General features: G+C 60.2%; 16 protein-coding genes. 3 read left to right on the forward strand and 13 right to left on the reverse strand.

Annotated elements, in window-relative coordinates; genetic code table 11:
* Window positions 1-120 precede the first annotated feature (120 nt).
* Complete coding sequence (gene hxlB / locus DXK94_RS15110) at window positions 121-723, reverse strand: 6-phospho-3-hexuloisomerase (protein ID WP_220272984.1); 603 nt, start codon at window positions 721-723, stop codon at window positions 121-123.
* 516 nt (window positions 724-1,239) lie between these two features.
* Here hxlB (DXK94_RS15110) and DXK94_RS15115 point away from each other — a divergent pair.
* Together DXK94_RS15115 and DXK94_RS15120 are read left to right on the forward strand one after the other, a co-directional pair.
* A complete protein-coding gene (locus DXK94_RS15115; RefSeq protein ID WP_079599196.1) occupies window positions 1,240-2,721 on the forward strand; it encodes an APC family permease in 1,482 nt (493 codons plus the stop codon).
* Window positions 2,722-2,896: 175 nt separating this feature from the next.
* Window positions 2,897-4,078: a cation:proton antiporter gene (locus tag DXK94_RS15120; protein ID WP_115525593.1), complete on the forward strand. Its 1,182-nt coding sequence runs from the start codon at window positions 2,897-2,899 to the stop codon at window positions 4,076-4,078.
* Between the two features lie 74 nt (window positions 4,079-4,152).
* Here the strand turns inward: DXK94_RS15120 and DXK94_RS15125 are convergent, their stop codons facing one another.
* The 12 genes from DXK94_RS15125 to DXK94_RS15175 all read right to left on the reverse strand — a co-directional run bounded on the left by DXK94_RS15125 (window position 4,153) and on the right by DXK94_RS15175 (window position 17,093).
* A complete protein-coding gene (locus DXK94_RS15125) occupies window positions 4,153-5,487 on the reverse strand; it encodes a catalase (RefSeq protein ID WP_395929505.1) in 1,335 nt (444 codons plus the stop codon).
* Window positions 5,373-6,830 carry a glyceraldehyde-3-phosphate dehydrogenase gene (locus DXK94_RS15130; protein WP_395929508.1) on the reverse strand — a complete coding sequence of 486 codons (1,458 nt, stop codon included), beginning with the start codon at window positions 6,828-6,830 and terminating at the stop codon, window positions 5,373-5,375. Before DXK94_RS15130 ends, DXK94_RS15125 begins: the two co-directional genes overlap by 115 nt.
* Before the next feature lie 151 nt (window positions 6,831-6,981).
* A complete protein-coding gene (locus DXK94_RS21445) occupies window positions 6,982-7,155 on the reverse strand; it encodes a hypothetical protein (protein WP_181884846.1) in 174 nt (57 codons plus the stop codon).
* 149 nt (window positions 7,156-7,304) lie between these two features.
* Window positions 7,305-7,964, reverse strand: coding sequence for a DUF5134 domain-containing protein (locus tag DXK94_RS15135; protein WP_115525595.1), 660 nt, complete (start codon window positions 7,962-7,964; stop codon window positions 7,305-7,307).
* 97 nt (window positions 7,965-8,061) lie between these two features.
* The gene (locus DXK94_RS15140; protein ID WP_115525596.1) at window positions 8,062-10,011 is read right to left on the reverse strand and encodes a primary-amine oxidase; all 1,950 of its coding nucleotides are present in this window, start codon (window positions 10,009-10,011) and stop codon (window positions 8,062-8,064) included.
* 362 nt (window positions 10,012-10,373) lie between these two features.
* Window positions 10,374-11,372 carry a DUF3445 domain-containing protein gene (locus tag DXK94_RS15145; RefSeq protein WP_115525597.1) on the reverse strand — a complete coding sequence of 333 codons (999 nt, stop codon included), beginning with the start codon at window positions 11,370-11,372 and terminating at the stop codon, window positions 10,374-10,376.
* The gene (locus DXK94_RS21850) at window positions 11,369-12,349 is read right to left on the reverse strand and encodes a PDR/VanB family oxidoreductase (RefSeq protein WP_115525598.1); all 981 of its coding nucleotides are present in this window, start codon (window positions 12,347-12,349) and stop codon (window positions 11,369-11,371) included. Before DXK94_RS21850 ends, DXK94_RS15145 begins: the two co-directional genes overlap by 4 nt.
* Window positions 12,346-12,816 carry a dimethylamine monooxygenase subunit DmmA family protein gene (locus DXK94_RS21855; RefSeq protein ID WP_309544327.1) on the reverse strand — a complete coding sequence of 157 codons (471 nt, stop codon included), beginning with the start codon at window positions 12,814-12,816 and terminating at the stop codon, window positions 12,346-12,348. Before DXK94_RS21855 ends, DXK94_RS21850 begins: the two co-directional genes overlap by 4 nt.
* Before the next feature lie 24 nt (window positions 12,817-12,840).
* The gene (locus DXK94_RS15160) at window positions 12,841-13,221 is read right to left on the reverse strand and encodes a cupin domain-containing protein (RefSeq protein WP_115525600.1); all 381 of its coding nucleotides are present in this window, start codon (window positions 13,219-13,221) and stop codon (window positions 12,841-12,843) included.
* Between the two features lie 506 nt (window positions 13,222-13,727).
* Window positions 13,728-15,206, reverse strand: a complete 1,479-nt coding sequence (locus DXK94_RS15165; RefSeq protein ID WP_115525601.1) for an APC family permease — start codon at window positions 15,204-15,206, stop codon at window positions 13,728-13,730.
* Between the two features lie 286 nt (window positions 15,207-15,492).
* Window positions 15,493-16,200 carry a cache domain-containing protein gene (locus DXK94_RS15170; RefSeq protein ID WP_115525602.1) on the reverse strand — a complete coding sequence of 236 codons (708 nt, stop codon included), beginning with the start codon at window positions 16,198-16,200 and terminating at the stop codon, window positions 15,493-15,495.
* Between the two features lie 161 nt (window positions 16,201-16,361).
* Window positions 16,362-17,093 carry a FadR/GntR family transcriptional regulator gene (locus tag DXK94_RS15175; RefSeq protein ID WP_258868565.1) on the reverse strand — a complete coding sequence of 244 codons (732 nt, stop codon included), beginning with the start codon at window positions 17,091-17,093 and terminating at the stop codon, window positions 16,362-16,364.
* 376 nt (window positions 17,094-17,469) lie between these two features.
* On the opposite strand from DXK94_RS15175, the gene hxlB (DXK94_RS15180) reads away from it, so the two are divergent.
* The gene (hxlB, locus tag DXK94_RS15180; RefSeq protein WP_220272985.1) at window positions 17,470-18,072 is read left to right on the forward strand and encodes a 6-phospho-3-hexuloisomerase; all 603 of its coding nucleotides are present in this window, start codon (window positions 17,470-17,472) and stop codon (window positions 18,070-18,072) included.
* Window positions 18,073-18,192 lie beyond the last annotated feature (120 nt).

Here is an 18,192-nt window from a genome sequence, read left to right on the forward strand (position 1 = left end):
CGAGGGCGGCTTCGGTGGTCAGGAGATCGATGGCTACCTGGAGTTTCATGATGGTTGTTTCTTTCTGTAGGGAACTGCTGTGGATGTAAAGGGAAAACTGAAAAGATGCTGCGGGGGTGTTTATTCGAGGTTGGCGTGCCGGAGCCAGAGCTCTTCGGCCGGCACGTCGGTGTTTTCCCACAGCGACTGGAAGAGCGCCTCGGTGGCCAGGAACAGGCTCTGTTCGAACAGGGACCCGGAGTACTGGCGCGACACGCTGGAGCCGTGGTCGGTTTTCTGGGCGGCGGGAATGATCACGACCGTGTCCGCGAGCCGGGCCAGCGGCGAGTCCGGGTTGGTGGTGAACGCGGCGATCCGCGCCCCTGCTTTCGATGCGGTCTCTGCTGACTTGACCACCCCGGAGGTCGTTCCGGACCCCGAAGCGACCAGCAGCAGGTCCCCGGAGCTGATCGCCGGAGTGGTGGTGTCACCGGCAATATGGACCGTCAGGCCCAGGTGCATCAGCCGCATCGCCGCCATCCGCAGGACCAGCCCGCTGCGCCCTGCCCCCGCGGCGAAGACCCGGCCCGACTGGCCCAGCTGCGCGGCCAGGCCGGCCAGCTGCTGTTCATCGATCTTGGCCACCGTACCGGTGATCTCGTCCCCGACCAGGGACAGATTACGGACAATATCAACGTCCGTGCTGTACACGGCAGGCGCCGTGGATGTTGTTGTAACAGTCACGATAGGACCCCTCTCAAACTATCCGGGCACCGGGACCCAAGCCCCGATGCATGCTTTCTGGTTGGAACCAACTATCCCCAACCAACCAACCACCCGAAACGCTGTTTTCTGACAGTTTTAACTACCCAAAAGAGTGGGGATGGTGCCGCCGTGTCGCGTCGTCTGGACAGTGTCGTGGCCGCGACCACCCACCCAGGCCTTCACATAAGAAACTTTTAAAAAGGTCTGGACCAAATGATTTCTTGAGCGTAGTTTTGCTGTGGGATCAAACAAGTGACTCCGATCACACCAGAAGCGTTCTGAAGCAGCTCGGCATCCCGCTCCTTGCGGGAGAAGGCCGAGGTTGTGGCGATCCTTTCCAGGAGCTACACCGACGTAGTGCGCTCTAAGCCTTCCCGAACCCCCCTTTGGTGCTTGGACGTTGCCATTCGCGGGGTCCCGCCTCATACTCACCGCCGGCCGCGGCGGTAGAGGCACTAAAGATCACAAGACGTTCAGTCCATCAAAGGAGATGTCGTGAGTGAAAATCGTTTGGATGAAGCCGACCACCTGAAACGGTCGATCAACTGGAAGCAGGGCATGGCCATTGCACTGGGTGTGCCCTTGCTGATTCTGCCATCGCTGGGATACCTCCCGATGTACGTATCCGCCGCAGCAATCCTTATCTGGGGAGTCTCAGTTCTTCAGGGTTTCATGCAGAACGCCGCCTACGCCGAAATGGCCACCGCCTTCCCGAAGGCCTCCGGCCTGCCAGGTTTTGCGCAGACTATATTCCGTACCGAGAACTACCGGGGAAAATACGACAAGGGCAAGCTGATCGGTGGCTTCACCGCCTGGAGCTACTGGTTTGGCTGGAACCCGATTCTGGCGATCTTCGCCATCCTGGTGGGCGGTTACCTGCATGGGCTGTTTCCCGCCTTGGGCGAGACCTTTACCGAGTATCAGCTCGCATTGCTGGCAGGCGCGGTGATTTTCGGTGGGCTGTTCGTCGTGAACTGGTTCGGCCTCAAGGACGGCGCCATCCTGGGTTACGTCCTGGCGGCTGTTTCGTTGATACCGCTCGTTGTCCTGGCCGTAGCACCTTTTGCCACCGGACATGTTGAGCTGGGTAACATCACCGGCAGTTGGTGGCCGACTGACTGGGCGTGGGATATGCACCATATCCTGATTCTCTTTGGCGTCTTCGGGATCGCACAGTGGAGTGCGTGTGCTTGGGAAACCGCAGCCATTTACGGCCCGGAATACAAGAACCCGTCCAAAGATGTTCCCAAAGCGCTGCTTGCCTGCGGCATCATCTGCCTCGTCCTGTATGTACTGCTGCAAACTGCAGTAATCGGCGTGCTGGGTGTTGAGGGCGTACAGGCCGAGTCTGTATCACCCCTGATTCCGGTCGCCCAAGCAGTGTTTGGCGAAGCCGGTTCCATCATCACCATCATCATGTTGATCGCCGCCATGGTCCTGATCATCCAGACGGCTTACCTGGGTTCTTCCCGGGCCATGCACTCCATGTCGGTCGAAGGAAACCTGCCCAAGGTCTTCGGAAAAACGAACCGTCAAGGCACGCCGTTTGTTGCCATGCTGGTCATCGGAGCCTTTAACCTGGTGCTCATTTCCATGGGGAACGCCGCCGCGATTCTTGCAGCCTCGGCAATCGGTTACACCTGCGCAAACGGCATCAGCCTATTCGCGTACGTCCGGGCCAAGAAGCACCCGGCATTTGCAAACATCGAACGTCCCTTCAAAGCCCCCAAGGGCTGGAAAAACGTCGCCATGCTCTTTGGCCTGTTCAACGTCCCTTTGTGCCTGATCGGTGTGGTCTACCTGAACAGCCTGGAAATTGGCTGGACCTCAACCTGGGTCGGATTCCTCGTATTGGCGCTCTTTGTACCCATCTGGTTGTACACCCAGCGCGAATCGCGCCGCTCCAACGAGGAAGCAGTCAGTGTTTCAGCTTCAGATGATGACGACTCCGAAAGGGTTCTTGATCCAATTAGGTGATTCAACCCCCGGGATCTGTATCGAACCCCACTTGAGCTGGACCTGAAATTCGGTCCCCGGCGCTGACGTCCACGCGCCGGGGACCGAAGCCATCTAACCCACCCTTTTCTGGCAGCTGTCAGTATCCATAACGGCCTAAATATTGGGCCGCACTACTGCGACAGGAATAGAGGACATGGACCCGCTAGCCCTGGCCCTCATTGAACTGGGAGCCGTTGTGTTCTGCCTCGGCCTGTTGGCCCGGTTGGCGGGACGGATTGGAATGTCACCCATACCGCTGTACCTCCTGGGCGGGCTGGCCTTCGGAACGGGAGGCATTGTCGAGCTCGATGGCATGCACGAATTCGCACACCTCTCTGCAGAGATCGGTGTCATTCTGCTGCTGCTTATGCTCGGGCTTGAATACACTGCGGCCGAGTTGATCACCGGGCTAAAGGGGTCTTGGCAGGCCGGTGTCCTTGACCTCGTGCTGAACTTCCTGCCGGGGGCAGCGCTTGCCCTTTTCCTGGGCTGGGGGCCCGTCGCTGCCATCGTCATGGGCGGCATCACCTACATCTCCTCTTCGGGCATTGCAGCGAAAGTCATCACTGACCTTGGCAGGCTCGGTAACCCCGAAACGCGTGTGGTGATCTCAGTCCTGGTGTTTGAAGACCTGGCGATGGCTGTATATCTGCCCGTCCTCACCACCATTCTTGCCGGCGTAAGTTTCCTCGGCGGGCTCACAACCGTTGGTATAGCGCTGGTTGTGGTGAGCCTTGTCCTCATCGTTGCCCTCCGTCACGGACACCATGTCTCGAAAGCTGTCCATAGCGAAAACCCTGAAGTGTTTCTCCTGCACGTGCTCGGCGCAGCCCTGCTCGTTGCCGGAGCGGCATCAGCCATGCAGGTGTCCGCGGCGGTAGGGGCCTTCTTACTGGGTATCGCAATCTCCGGTGCGGCAGCGCACAACGCCAAGCGCATCCTTATGCCGCTGCGGGACCTGTTCGCCGCGATCTTCTTCGTGGCATTCGGGCTGAACACTGATCCCCGGTCCATTCCGCCGGTGCTTGCCTTGGCGCTCGTGCTGGCCCTCGTCACCACAGCCAGCAAAATGGCCACCGGCATTTGGGCTGCGAAGCGTGCAGGCATTGCCCTACCTGGGCGTTTCCGCGCCGGAGCGGCGCTCATTGCCCGCGGGGAGTTCTCCATCGTCATAGCTGGTTTGGCAGTAGCGTCCGGATCAGTTGCCCAGGAACTGGCGGGCATGGCCACTGCCTATGTGCTGATCATGGCCGTGGTGGGACCGCTGGCCGCGCGCTATGTCGAGCCGCTGGTCAGAGTAATGCTGCCGCAGGAAAGCCTCATTACCAAAGCGTAGGAGTACAGGGACATAATCACAGCCCCGCCCGGGCTACCGTGCCCAGAACGTCGATGAGAGGCTTGCCCGATTCTCTAAAGGGCAGCCGAATCGATAGCGCCTTGGTTGTGAATTCCGAGGTTGGCGCGAAGTCTGGCGCCGAGTTCGGCGTCAACGTTGGTCCAGTACTGGATGGCCCGTTCCTTGATGTCGGCGCGCTTGACGCCGCCCACGGCACCGGTGACGGTGTCCAGGAAGCGGGCCTTGGCGCCGTCGTCGTAAACCTCGCGGTACAGCGCGCCGGCCTGGACGAAGTCGCTGTCCTCGGCGTGCAGGCAGTGCGCCGCATGGGTCAGCCCGCCGTCGTTCTCCCAGCCTGCGGCCGGGTTCGGCGGCTCAGCGTACGCGTAGGAGAAGATGCGGGCCTGCAGCATCTTGTCCGGGGACGCGGCGATGCCGGGCACGAAGTTCGACGGCGCGAACGTGGCCTGCTCGATCTGCGCGAAGTAGTTCTCCGGGTTCCGGTTCAGCTCCATGGTGCCCACCTTGATCAGCGGGTAGTCAGCGTGCGGCCACACCTTGGTGAGGTCGAACGGGTTGAAGCGGTAGGTCTTGGCGTCTTCGTAGGGCATGACCTGGACGTGCAGGTCCCAGGACGGGAAGTTGCCGGCTTCGATGTTTTCGGACAGGTCGCGGATGTAGAAGTCCGCGTCCGAGCCGGCCAGGGCTTCGGCCTGCTCGCCGGTCATGGAGTTCACGCCCTGGTTGGACTTGAAGTGGTACTTGACCCAGAAGCGTTCGCCTGCGGCGTTGATCCACTGGTAGGTGTGTGAGCCGTAGCCCTGCATTTCGCGCCAGGAGGCGGGCAGGCCGCGGTCACCCATCAGCCAGGTGACCTGGTGTGCGGACTCGGGGGACAGGGTCCAGAAGTCCCACTGCATGTCGGCGTCGCGCAGGTGGGTGCCCGGGAGGCGTTTCTGGGAGTGGATGAAGTCCGGGAATTTGATGCCGTCGCGGATGAAGAAGACGGGGGTGTTGTTGCCCACGAGGTCGTAGTTGCCCTCGGAGGTGTAGAACTTCACGGCGAAACCGCGGGGATCGCGCCAGGTGTCCGGGGAGCCGTTCTCGCCGGCGACGGAGGAGAAGCGGATGAGCATCTCGGTCTCAACGCCGGGCTGCAGGAAGGCTGCCTTGGTGTAGGCCGAGATGTCCTCGGTGGTCTTGAACGTGCCGAATGCGCCGCCGCCCTTGGCGTGCACTACGCGCTCCGGAACCCGCTCGCGCTTGACCTGGACGAGCTTTCCCATCAGGGTTGTTAGGCCGAGCCCAGCGCGGCGAGCACCGACATGGCTTCTTTCACGACGTCCGTCGCCGGGAAGGAAGGCCGCTTGATTCCGGCCATCTCCTCCATCACGCGGACAACCTGGCAGCTGTAGCCGAACTCGTTGTCATACCAGACGTACACAACCAGGTTCTTGTCCGTGGACACGGTGGCGAGGCCGTCCACGATGCCGGCACGGCGGGAACCGACGAAGTCGGTGGAGACCACTTCGGGTGAGTCGATGTAGTCAATTTGCATGCGCAGGTCCGAGTGCAGCGACATGCCACGCAGGTAGTTGTTGACCTCGTCCTTGGTGGTTCCGTTTTCCAGGGTCAGGTTCAGGATGGCCAGCGAAACATCCGGGGTGGGGACGCGGATGGAGCTGCCGGTGAGCTTGCCGAGCAGCTCGGGCAGCGCCTTGGCCACGGCCTTGGCAGCACCGGTCTCGGTGATCACCATGTTCAAGGCAGCGGACCGGCCCCGGCGGTCGCCCTTGTGGAAGTTGTCGATCAGGTTCTGGTCGTTAGTGAATGAGTGGACCGTCTCCACATGTCCCTGGACAACGCCAAACCTGTCATTGAGGGCCTTCAGGACCGGGGTGATGGCGTTGGTGGTGCAGGACGCCGCGGACACGATCTGGTCGGTGTCTTCAATGGTGCCGTGGTTGATGCCGTGGACGACGTTCTTTAGCTCGCCCTTGCCCGGGGCGGTCAGCAGGACCCGTGCAACCCCCTTGCTCTTCAGGTGCTGCGACAGGCCTTCGGCGTCACGCCAACGCCCGGTGTTATCGACCAGGAGCGCGTCCTTGATGCCATAGACGGTGTAATCAATGGTGGCCGGATCATTCGAGTAGATCACTTGGATCCGGACTCCGTTGGCGGTGATGGTGTCGGCTTCCTCGTCGACGCGGATGGTGCCCTGGAAGGAGCCGTGGACCGAGTCGCGGCGCAACAGGCTGGCCCGTTTCAACAGGTCGTTGTCGGACCCTCGTCGCACCACGATGGCGCGCAGCCGCAGGCCGTGCCCGCCGCCGGCCTGTTCGATCAGGAGGCGGGCCAGGAGCCGGCCGATCCGGCCGAAGCCGTACAGGACGACGTCGGTGCTGGTGCGGTCGTCGCCGTCGCGCTTGCCGACGATCCCGGCAAGTTCGGTGCGGAGGAATTCTTCCAGCGTTGCGCCGTTGCCCTCTTCCTTGAACTTCTGGTTCAGCCGGGCGATGTCGATCGCGGCCGCGCCAAGCTCCAGCTGTGCCAGGCAGTTAAGCAACGGGGCTGTATCCTCCAGGAGTAACTCCTCCTTAGTGACACGGCGGGCGAAGCGGTGCGCTTTGAGGATGTTCACAGGCGATTCATTGATCAGGCTCCGGCCATGAATGCTGGTCACCACGTCGCTTTCGCGGTACAGCCGGCCGATCACCGGAATCATGGCCTCGGCGAGGGCCTCCCGGCCCATCCACGTGTCAAGGGAAGAATCTGAAGTTTGTCGCATGGTGCTGCCTTTCCAAAGGGGTCGGTCTGTCGCCCGATGGGAACCTGACCGGAGATGTAAAAATGCCCTCTGAACCCTTCGTCTTGGTTAAAGAGCCGCCACAGTCTTGCCAGGGTTAGGTGAGGTTGGACTGCCGCAGCCACAACTGCTGCAGTTTAGATACAGCTGCCAACTGATCTTCGCTGAGGCCTGCACCCGCGTTGGTGATCCTGCGTAGAACAAGAAGGACGTTTCCGTTGATGGTCTCGTCGGATTTTGCTTGGGCAGGTTCTGTGATTGCCGCAGTCACTTCGCACCTCCTGGGGATGGGCTTGGCATCCATCGTCCCGCCATTCACGGGTGGGAGAAATCCCAATTTGGAACTGTTTAAACTATCTCTTTGGACGGGTAGTTCACGTCTTATGCCGACCAGGGAGTGCATGGCGTTGCTTCTGGTAGTTATGCCGCCATGGAGGCGAACATCAGAGCCATGACCATGGCGCCCAACGCTTCGAGCGCGTGCCCGGAATGGTTGAAGGAGCGGGAGGATGCCGTGTGGCGGGGGCTCCTGATCGCCCGGCCCCGCACGAGCATGACGAGGAAAATGACCGCTGCGGCTCCGAAGCAGACTGTGAGCAGCATCGCCAGCATGGGCGTCGGATCGGTTGCAGCCGTTGCTGCTGCGCTGTTGTTTACCGCTGCCATGCCGTGATGGGCATGCGACATTGGCGTTCCGGCTGCCGAAGCGGATGTATTTCCGGGCGAGGACCCGGGAGTCATCATCGCGATCATGAGGGCCGCACCCGCCATGGAGAGGCTGTGATAAACACATTTGACGCGGCCTTGGCCGCTCGCGCAGAGCGTCATGAATTCCGGCCGGGCGACGGCCTGAATGACAAACCACAATGCCGCACCGCTCAGGACTGCGATCTGCGCCAGCATGGTTGACGGCACCAGATTCCACAGCATTGCAGCCATCAGGACGTTCATCAGGGCATGGAGGGCCTTATTGATCCGGTCGGTACGCTGGCGGGACTTTGCCGCCTGCAGGGAGTAGTAACATCCGCTCAGCAGCAGGACTGCCGTGAGGGTCCAGGTAATTGCCGGAATAGTGAACACACTTATCACGCTTTCCCTACTGGGTTCGGGTAGAGGAAAGGCGGTCCCCGGTGCTGCTGTCACAGCACGGGGACCGCCTTTTAGTGTTGACCGTCAGTTACGAGTGGGATGCGTGCCCCTCTCCTGCACTGCAGTGGCCGCTGGTGGCCTCGATCTTGCTGGGGAGGTTCAAGGTGGGGTTCTGGTCGAAGAAGCCGTGGGGTTCGAGCATGAACCCGATGTTCTGGCGGGGCATGATGGGCCAGTCTTCGAGCCGGACGACGTGGTGCATGCCGAAGGTGTACCAGACCACGAGGTCCTGATCGACGATGTTCCGGTCCTTTTCGGTCCAGATGTGCAGGCCGTCGTCCGCGCCGGTGGCCTGGTTGGGGAACTCGCCGGCGGCGAAGCGTTCGGTCCGGTCGTAGGCGGTGACCCACAGGTTGTTGCGGGCAAACTGCGCACGCTTGCTCACGTAGGATTCGTCACCGGCGGCAAGCTGGATGCCGTCGGTGGGGATCAGGCGGTAGGCCACCGGTTCGTCCACGAGGTTCCTGCTGTCGTGGTTGGCGATCTTCCAGAAGCGGTGCTTGGAGGAGTCGGTCTTCCGGATGGCCTTCTGCTCGGTTTCCAGGAGCCGGTCCACTGCCTTGAACAGGGTGTGGGTCGGGTTGTCCTCGGGGATTTCCATGTCCACTTCGTAGACGGCGTTCTTCGGGCCGTCCACTTCGAAGTCCATGCGGACGTTGAACATGTGCTGGTGGATCGGGGCGTAGAGCCCGTCGTTGTTCAGCGTCTGCCCGTACGGGCTCTTTTCACCCGGCTTCTGGCCGGCGGTGGAGAGGATGCCGGTGGCCTTGACCAGGAACTCGATGCTGCCATCGAGGAAGAGGTGCCAGTAGAAGGCGTACTCGTAGTTGGCAACAGTGGCGATGAAGGAGATTACGAGCTTGCGGCTGCGCCGGGTTTCGGTGGTGCCTTCACGGAAATCGAAGTGCTTCCACAGGATGCTGTCGTCTTCCTCATGCATGCAGATCGCGTTTTCGATCGTCAGCGGGTTGCCGAGGCTGTCGGTGGTGATGCCATCGAAGTACTTGATCTCGCCGGTGCAGTCACAGCCCAGGGTGAGGGAGTTCGCCATGTTGCCGATGTTGTATTCACCGGAGTCGAAAGCGTTCTTCTTGGCTTGGACGGGGGCGCTGTCACCGTACGGGACAACCATTTCGGACAGCGAGGCGCGGTTGATGACGGGACGCTCGACGCCCTTGTTCCGGAACTTCAGCTGGTGCAGGACCAAGCCTTCACGGGGCGTGAACCCCACCCGGAAGGACCAGTCGGCCCACTGGACGTGGTTTCCGGTCACGGTGAAGGACGCGCCTTCGGGCTGGGTGATGGAGATCGGCTTGAGGTCGGTCCGGGCCGGTCCGACGTACTTGGGCAGGTAGTTGCCGCTGGCGCTCGGGACCGGGATGGCCTGATCGTCCTGGAGCTGTACAACCTCGCCGGAGTTCAGGTCCACGATGACGATAAAGTTCTCGATCGGGTGTGCGTAGGGGCTGTCATCAGCCTCCTCGCGGACGAAGACCAGGGCACGCATGAGGCGGCGGCCTTCGTTGTCTTCACCGAAGTAGCCAACGGACCACGGTTCGAAGCAGACCAGGTCCATGTTGGTGATGCCGCGCTTGGCAAGGGCAGCCTGGACCTCGGGGTTCTTCCGGCACGCCTCTTCACCCTCGGCGAACTCGTCGAGCATAAAGGGCGGGTGAACGTTCGCGGCCAGCTGTGTCCACTTCGAGACGATGCCCGAATCAAGATCCACGATCGCTTCGTAGGCGCGTCCCTCGGCACGGTTGACCAGGACAGCGTCTGCTTCCCGGACCGTCGCGGCGCCGGTCCGAAGCAGTTCCTTGTCCGGCTCTCGCAGCTCCACGCTGATGAAGCGGAACGAGTCAGCCGCGGCCGGGCCATCCTTCAGGATGGCAGATGCCCGGGAGATCTCCTCACGGGACAGCGGATCGAGCGGATGTGAAACCTTGACGACGGCGTCAGTTTCAGTGTTGAGAGTCATGGTTTTCTCCTTGGTTCTTGGTTCAGGACGAGGATGTCTGAGGCTGGAAGCCAGAGTGCTCGGTGACATGGCCGGAATTTGGCAGTTCTTTGGCGACCGCCCATGTGTTGGAGACCTGAGGGGGAAGCGGGTGTGGCTGCAGAGGACCTGGAACCTCCCAGGCGTTGCAGCCGCATCCCTTCAATGTGGGAAGGGCAGCAAAGCTCTGCACTGAAATTTGCTGCGGGTGATGCGGATCACCTTTTCCCCTTGCAGTTAGGCTACGCGAACTAAAACATCTAGTCCAGCCTTTTTTATTTTTATTTTGTTGGGTTCTACGTCTATCTATTGATGCCGTCGCTCACGGCAGTCGGGACGGCAACTCAGCCGGCCAGCAGCCAGTCCGAGGCAGCTTTGCGGTAGCGGATAATGCCTTTGTATTCGGCCATGTCGTCTGGAAGTTCGGCCAGGACATGGCCGAGCTTTTCCCGCCAGGCAGGTACTTTGGCGATGTCGGACAAGGGCAGGAGGTAGCTGCGAATCAGGAACAGCAACACTCCACTGTGGGGGAGTCTTATCAGGTGCTGAACTTCGACGCGGAGGTGGAGTTTATCGGGCATGGCAGGATCAGAGGCGATGGTTGCGCGGTCAGGACCCCACTCCGGGTACGTTTCGGTGGAGGTATCCAAACGTTGTCCGACGGTCATTGTCCAGTTCGTGCGGCGGAACTGTTCGCCAGGCTGCAGGGCCAGAAGGAATTTCTCGGCGCGGCTGACGATATTTTCTTCCTTGACCCGTGGGACAGGGCCGTGGATTTCGAGGAAGTTCATGCCGACGTCGAAGTTGAAGGACCAGTCAGCGGCAAACGTGACCAGGCCGGCGTCGAGCCACATGGTGTTGTCGCGGACGTCAAGCAACACGATATCGTCCTGGATCTGTGTGCCCAGGAACCTCAGCGGGCCTCCGGGCAAGGAGTCGTCTTCGCCGACCGTGAATTCCACGTCGAGGTTCTGGAGACTGTTGTGCCAGCGGCAGCGGTTACCTTCGCGATGGAAGGACATGAGATCCGGGTAATCCGCAGCCATGGCGGGCAACAGGGTGGCCAGGGTGTCCCACGCGGCTGAGCGCATGTGGGGCAGCACCTTCATGCGTGAGGGGTCACGGGTGAGGATCTGCTCGCGTTGAGCTATTTCCTCGTGGTAGTTCTCATCGATATCTATAAGCCCGGTGCCCCAGGACCCTGCTTCTGTTGTGACGTTCTTGTGCGCTGGTTCCACGTTGGCGCTGTAGCGGTACTGGTTGGCGACAAAAGGAAATGGAAAGCGCCGGATCCTTTCCGGCAGTACAGCGGCGTCGGGATTTCGCTCGGTAGTGATACTCACAGGTCCAACTCCAGTTCTGGGTCGTTGCTACGCGAAACGCAGCACATCATTGTGGTGTTCGCAGCCTTTTCCTCGTCGGACAGGTAAAGGTCCCGGTGCTGGGGAGTTCCTTTGAGGACCGGCAGAATGCATTCTCCGCAGATACCTTTACGGCACATGTTCGGAATGCGCTGGCCCGCGTTTTCGAGTGTCTCCAGTAGCGAAACGCCTGCCGGGACTTCCAAACGAACGCCGCTCCGGGCCAGGTTCACCGTGAAGGGTTCTCCCGCGTCCAGTTCGGCCGAGCCAAAGGCCTCGGAATGCAGCCGGGCAGAGGACCAGCCCAGTTCACGGGCCTGGTCCAGGACCGAGTCCATGAAAGCGAGCGGCCCACAAACGTAAAGGTGGGTTCCCAGGCTCTGGGTTGTCAGTGCATTGCTGAGGACATGCTGGAATGTCTTGCGGTCAGCGCATTCGGTCAGGGCCTCCCCCAGTAATTCCCTCGCTTCGTCCACATGGGCCCCGGCACCCGGACGGTAGACGTAGATCAGGGATGACGTCGTGCCGCGGTCGGCCGCCGCCTGGGCGTGCGAAAGAATAGGGGTGATGCCGATCCCCGCAGCAATCAGGAGATTGTGCGTGGCTGTGGACACGGGTGCAAAAGCGCTTCGGGGCCGCGAAACGAATAGCCGGTCCCCCACCTCGAGTCGGTGCATGGCTACAGAACCGCCGGCTCCGTCCTCCACCCGGAGTACCGAGATGGTGTATTCGGTTGGGGCGTTGCCGGAACCCGTGAGGGAATAAGCGTTGACGCCCTCATCGCCGTACTGAACCACGAGGTGGCTGCCGGGGACATAGGAAGGCAGGATCCGTCCGGAGGGGTCCGCGAGAGTGATGCTGACAATCGAGTTGGTCTGGGGAACCACCTTCGTCACCTCCAGCTGGAGGCCTCCCTCCACGGCCGGATGGGTACTGATCGGGAGTGCCGTGATAGTCATGCTGCCTCCTCGGCATGGGCTGAATACCCGAGGTACGCGCCAAGCCGGCGCGAGAAGTGGTCAGTGATTGCCAAGCTGGTGCCGCATTCCCCGCACTGCACCTCCGAGCCGGCTTTCCGGGTGGTGGTGGTTGTAGCGCGGCAATGCGGACAGTAAATAACCCGGGGACCCACCTGGTGAGCCAACAGGGTTACCTCCGCTTCCAGCAGTCCACACTCCGCTGCGGCGGCTGCAGCAGCGCGGGTGTCTGCGGGCGGACCGGCGACGACCAGGCGCACACCAACGTGTGAGTGTGCAAGTGCTGAGCGCAGCTCGGAAAGGGTTTCGGTTGTTGCAGATTCAAAATGAAGGTCGTACCGGGGCTGGCCACCGGTGTCGTATCCCGCGGTGTCATCTGATGCCCCAAACGAGACACAGATGACACCGCGGAAACCCGGTTCCAGGCCGATACCAGCTGTCGGCGGCATGGGCACGGAACGCACGATCAGTCCTTACGGGGCGAACGAACGGTGGCCGGTGAAGAACCCCAGACCATATTCGGGGGTCTCAAACTTCACTGTGGTGCCCTTCGGGAAGAACAGCACATCGCGCTCCTTGGCGTGCGTTACTTCACCGGTGGACTGATCGGTCAGGATGAACTCACCCTGGACGACAACCTTCATCTCGTCATACGTGTACGTGTACACCAAAGGCTCCGAAGCCTTCAGCTCGAAAAAGCCAGCGCTCATGACCGAACCTTCGGGGTTGTGGAGCGAATCACCGATCGCGGCTACGGTTCCGGGCTCGTTCATGGACGGCAAGCCAATGTAGCCACCTTCCACCTTGTGGATGGAGCCAGCCTTGCTGAGTGTTCCTGTGAGTTGGATTTCCATGGTTTCTCCTATGAATACCGTTGGGAATTGTTCTCTGTCGCATACGGGACAGCGTTACGAAAGAGTTGGAATGCCCTTTGTTGACGTGGGGAAGGGCTCGTCGCAAACCCGCGGCTGTTCCCCATTTGCTTGAGGATTCGAACACCGGGCTCCACGCTGAACTCTTCTGGATTGTGTGATGCGAGTCACTGCGTGCGTCCCACTAGTAAAGCTACGCCTGCTAATACATCTAGTCCAGACTCTTTTTGAAAAAAGTTTAATAAGACGTTCCTTTTACGTTCTTCCGGGTGTTGCCGGCGCTGGCCAGGCAAACCACACCACGGGGATCAAAGACAGAAAGGCAGGCCGGACTGACCGGCCTGCCTTTCGTCCTCTTCGATGCCATTCCAGTGCCCAAGTCCGCCCCCAGCGTCAGCCCCTTCGCCGGAAGGCCGTTACTTCAACCGCCGGCAGTATTAGCCCAACTGTGGCCTCCAGGGGCCGGCAAAAGGGTGACCCGCTCTTTTTCAGGCTGGAAGCACGTCCAGATCTTCCGCACCGCGCTCGGAGGCTGGTGCAGAGGGTAACGAGCTGATAGGTGTCTTGGATCGACGCTGGGTGTACAGCCAGATCGGTATGTAGGATGCCAGCACGATGAAGGCAACCCACGTCGGCGTCCATCCGATCTCGAGGCTGTTAAGGTAGACCACACCAATCAGGCACAGGGGCAGATTGAACAGGCCGAAAAGCATGGCTACGTTCTTCCACCCTTTGGGAGCTTTGAAAGGGCGTTCCAAGGACGCAAAGGCGGGGTGCTTTTTGGCCCGTACATAGGCGAAAAGGCTGATGCCATTTGCGCAGGTGTATCCGATGGCGGATGCGGCAACGATCGCTGCCGGGCTGCCCATCAGGATGAGGACCAAGTTGAAGGCAGCGATAATCAGCATGGCGACAAATGGCGTGCCGTGGCGGTTGGTCCTGCCCAGGGATTTGGGGAGGTTGCCTTCCGTAGCCATGGAATGCATGGCACGGGAAGAGCCGAGGTAAGCGGTTTGTATGATGAGCACCATTGCCGCGATCAACATGATGATGGTGATCATGGAGCCTGCCTGGCCGAAGACAGCCTGTGCCACCGGAATCAGGGGCGAAACAGGTTGGTCGAGGACGCCTTCGACGCCGAGCACACCGATTACTGCGGCCTGCACCAGTACGAACGAGAAGAAGCATATGGTGCCGCAGGCGAAAAGTGCTCTTGAGACATCCTTCGCTGGATTTTTGTATTCAGGACCGTAGATCGCTGCAGTTTCCCAAGCGCAGGCGCTCCATTGCGCGATGGCAAAAATGCCCAGGAGGATCAGGATATGGTGCATATCCCAAGCCCAGCCTTGCGGAAGCCAGCTGCCCGTGATGTTGACCAGGTCAACATGCCCGGTAGCAAAGGGGGCAACAGTCAGGACGATCAGCGGGATGACGGAGAACGCCCCCAAAATGTACCCAAGAATGGCGCCGTCCTTCAGGCCAAACCAGTTCACTGTGAACAATCCGGTAAAGACCACCAGGCCTGCCATCAGGGCGAGCTGGTTTTCGGTAAATAGCTCGCCCAGTGCAGGGAAAAGCCCATGAAGGTAACTGCCCACCAGGATGGAAAAGATTGCCAGTACTGGCGTCCAAGCGAACCAGTAGCTCCATGCGCTGAAGCCGCCAAGCAGCTTGCTCTTGTCGTATTTACCCCGGTAGTTTTCGCTGCGGAATACATGCTGCGCGAAACCGGGAAGGCCAGAGGCTTTGGGAAACGCCGTGGCCATCTCAGCGTAGGCGGCATTCTGGAAGAACCCTTGAATGACCGATAGTCCCCAGATCAGGATGGCCGCCGCCGACAGGTACATAGGAAGGTAACCCAGTGAGGGCAGAATCAGCAGTGGTACACCCAGCGCAATGGCCAGGCCCTGCTTCCAGTCAATCGACCTTGCCAGGTGATCGGCTCCATCCAAACGATTTTCACTCATACGAGCCTCCTGGATTCAGTACTACACTGTACGTATCGGGGATTGCCGGGTGTGGGGCCCAGCGGAAGACAGGCGGGGGTGGTTCCCGTTGACTGTGAACGAAACGAGTGCCATGAGCGCGGGAATGCACCGCTAGCCCTGCGATGAAGTGAAGGCGTCGACGGGCCGCCCGTGGCGCTTTGTGATACACATCACTTACAGGTTACAGGCAAATAGATGCAGTTCAACAGGTTAAACAACAACTAGCTGTCTATGCTGGCCGCCTCTTTCCTGGTTTCAAGGACGGCTAAGTGGCGTAAACCAGTGAAAGTCCTAAGTGGGGAACGTTCAGAGCCACTCGGTGCTCGTTGTGGGCTCCGGGTTTGATCCGCTCACCCACGAGGTACATTCCCGAGTTGCCGAGAATGACGCGATTGCTGGAGTTGACGAGGGCGGCATCGGCCGGGATCGCCCGCAAGGTGGGCATGATGAGCGGCTCCAGGTCCTTGATCCGAATGTCGCACCCGGTGACGCCAATAAACTTCCCATGGATGTAGACCGGTGCCGTAAAGGTCAGAACGTATTCCTCGAAGCCCAGATAGTCTATATACGGCCCCCAGACCGTCTGCTCACCCGTGGAAGCGGCGATGGAGAAAAACGGCAGCTTTTCATAGTCGTAGTACCGGTTACTGCCAGGAGTCCGGTCGGCATCCAGTCTTTCCATGGAGCCGTCGTTCTTCCGGAACCACCACTCCAAAGCCCGGCCGCCCTCCTCAGCAAAGTCGCCGGCGAAAAAGGTTCCTGCTCCGACGGCAAAGGAGTTTTTCCCCAGGAATTCGCGTGCAAGGTCATCCAGCCCCACCAGTGCAGCTTTGCTGACCTTGGACCTGCCGGCGAGGTTCTCTTCAAGCAGGGAGGCAACCTTTACGGAAAGTTCTCCGATCTCGGTGGAGACGCCGCCAATCCAGGCAGTGAGGGTGTCGGCAGCAGGTACGACGTCATTGTCGGTGATCATTGTCCATCCTGATTGATTCCACGTCCCCACACGGGTATTGCGGCTAGATGAGGTTATTCGACCTGATTGGCTCACGTGTCGAGTCCAATCTTTCCCGGATGAATCCTGGCTGCTGCCAAGACCAATCCAAGTCTTTAGGGATGAGCGTAACGGGTCAAATGCTACAACGAGGAAGCTTTCGCACTCTCCGTGGACGCAGCGTAACTAAGAGTAAGTTTCGTGTCGATCAGATGGAAGATATTTCGCTTGATGTGTGCAAGAACCAGCCTCTGGGCCCTCTCAGGTTGATCTTGGGCTATTGCACGGACCAGCTCCAAATGTTCAGCAGCTGCCGCCTCGGGGTCAAGCGATGCGGCGAGGGGCGTCCACAGTTGTTGGACCGTTTCCTGCTGCAGCCGGATTTCGGCATTGGCAAGTCTGGGGGACTGCGCTGATACAGCCAACTCGATGTGAAAACGGCTGTCAGCAGGTGCGCGCACTTCCGGGGTCATTGCCAGAACCAGCGCCCGGCCAAGTTCCTGCAGACGGTCGAAGTCGTGAGCTTCCGCCCGCTCACAGGCCAGACGGACCGTCGCTGCGGCTATAGCGGAGTGTTCGTCCCCGATATCACGGATTTCCGAAATCGAGGTCGAGAGAAACCACTCGCGAATGGTGTTGGTCTGGGTAGGGGGCTGGCTGACGATGAACGTTCCGCCGCTCCGGCCGCGACGCGTCTCGACAACGCCCTGTTCCCTGAGTTCAGACAGCGCTTCCCGAAGGGTCGCGCCTCCCACGCCGAACATTTCCGAGAGTGACGCTTCGGAGGGCAAGCGCTCGCCGACTTTAAGAAGCCCTAAGCCGATGGCCTTGGAGATTCTTTCGACAATCGCATCGGCCCTCTCAATTTCCGGCAAGGACCGGTAGATCTGTGACTGGAATGAGGTTGGCGAGGCCAAAAGTCTGCGCTCCGAAATGGGTTACGTTTCGCTTCAATAGTAACCAGTCATACCAGCACATTGAGAGTTTTTCCCTTTTATCGACGTCTTTTCGTTCCCCGCCACGTGCTGCCCGGATTGAAGCGATCGTGGCGCTGACAAGCAGCTGCATGCGTAGAGCGGACCGGAACTGTTGACGCGTCCCGACACCAGCCCTGTTCTTAAGGGTAGTTAAAACTGTCAGAAAACAGCGTTTCGGGTGGTTGGTTGGTTGGGGATAGTTGGTGTCAACCAGAAAGCATGCATCGGGGCGTGGTAGGTCCCGGTGCCCGGATAGTTTGAGAGGGGTCCTATCGTGACTGTTGCAACAACATCCACGGCGCCTGCCGTGTACAGCACGGACGTTGATATTGTCCGTAATCTGTCCCTGGTCGGGGACGAGATCACCGGTACGGTGGCCAAGATCGATGAACAGCAGCTGGCCGGCCTGGCCGCGCAGCTGGGCCAGTCGGGCCGGGTCTTCGCCGCAGGGGCCGGGCGCAGCGGGCTGGTCCTGCGGATGGCGGCGATGCGGCTGATGCACCTGGGCCTGACGGTCCATATTGCCGGTGACACCACCACTCCGGCGATCAGCTCCGGGGACCTGCTGCTGGTCGCTTCGGGGTCCGGAACGACCTCCGGGGTGGTCAAGTCAGCAGAGACCGCATCGAAAGCAGGGGCGCGGATTGCCGCGTTCACCACCAACCCGGACTCGCCGCTGGCCCGGCTCGCGGACACGGTCGTGATCATTCCCGCCGCCCAGAAAACCGACCACGGCTCCAGCGTTTCACGCCAGTACTCCGGGTCCCTGTTCGAACAGAGCCTGTTCCTGGCCACCGAGGCGCTCTTCCAGTCGCTGTGGGAAAACACCGACGTGCCGGCCGAAGAACTCTGGCTCCGGCACGCCAACCTCGAATAAACACCCCCGCAGCATCTTTTCAGTTTTCCCTTTACATCCACAGCAGTTCCCTACAGAAAGAAACAACCATCATGAAACTCCAGGTAGCCATCGATCTCCTGACCACCGAAGCCGCCCTCG

The organism is Arthrobacter sp. RT-1, assembly GCF_003367205.1.
Taxonomy (GTDB): domain Bacteria; phylum Actinomycetota; class Actinomycetes; order Actinomycetales; family Micrococcaceae; genus Arthrobacter.

Bases quoted from the DNA above. Each gene is read 5' to 3' on its own strand.
- DXK94_RS15120 (WP_115525593.1), top strand. From the start codon at position 2,897: ATGGACCCGCTAGCCCTGGCCCTCATTGAACTGGGAGCCGTTGTGTTC.
- DXK94_RS15130 (WP_395929508.1), bottom strand. From the start codon at position 6,830: ATGGGCCGGGAGGCCCTCGCCGAGGCCATGATTCCGGTGATCGGCCGG.
- DXK94_RS15140 (WP_115525596.1), bottom strand. From the start codon at position 10,011: ATGACTCTCAACACTGAAACTGACGCCGTCGTCAAGGTTTCACATCCG.
- DXK94_RS21850 (WP_115525598.1), bottom strand. From the start codon at position 12,349: ATGACTATCACGGCACTCCCGATCAGTACCCATCCGGCCGTGGAGGGA.
- DXK94_RS21855 (WP_309544327.1), bottom strand. From the start codon at position 12,816: ATGCCGCCGACAGCTGGTATCGGCCTGGAACCGGGTTTCCGCGGTGTC.
- DXK94_RS15160 (WP_115525600.1), bottom strand. From the start codon at position 13,221: ATGGAAATCCAACTCACAGGAACACTCAGCAAGGCTGGCTCCATCCAC.
- DXK94_RS15165 (WP_115525601.1), bottom strand. From the start codon at position 15,206: ATGAGTGAAAATCGTTTGGATGGAGCCGATCACCTGGCAAGGTCGATT.
- DXK94_RS15170 (WP_115525602.1), bottom strand. From the start codon at position 16,200: ATGATCACCGACAATGACGTCGTACCTGCTGCCGACACCCTCACTGCC.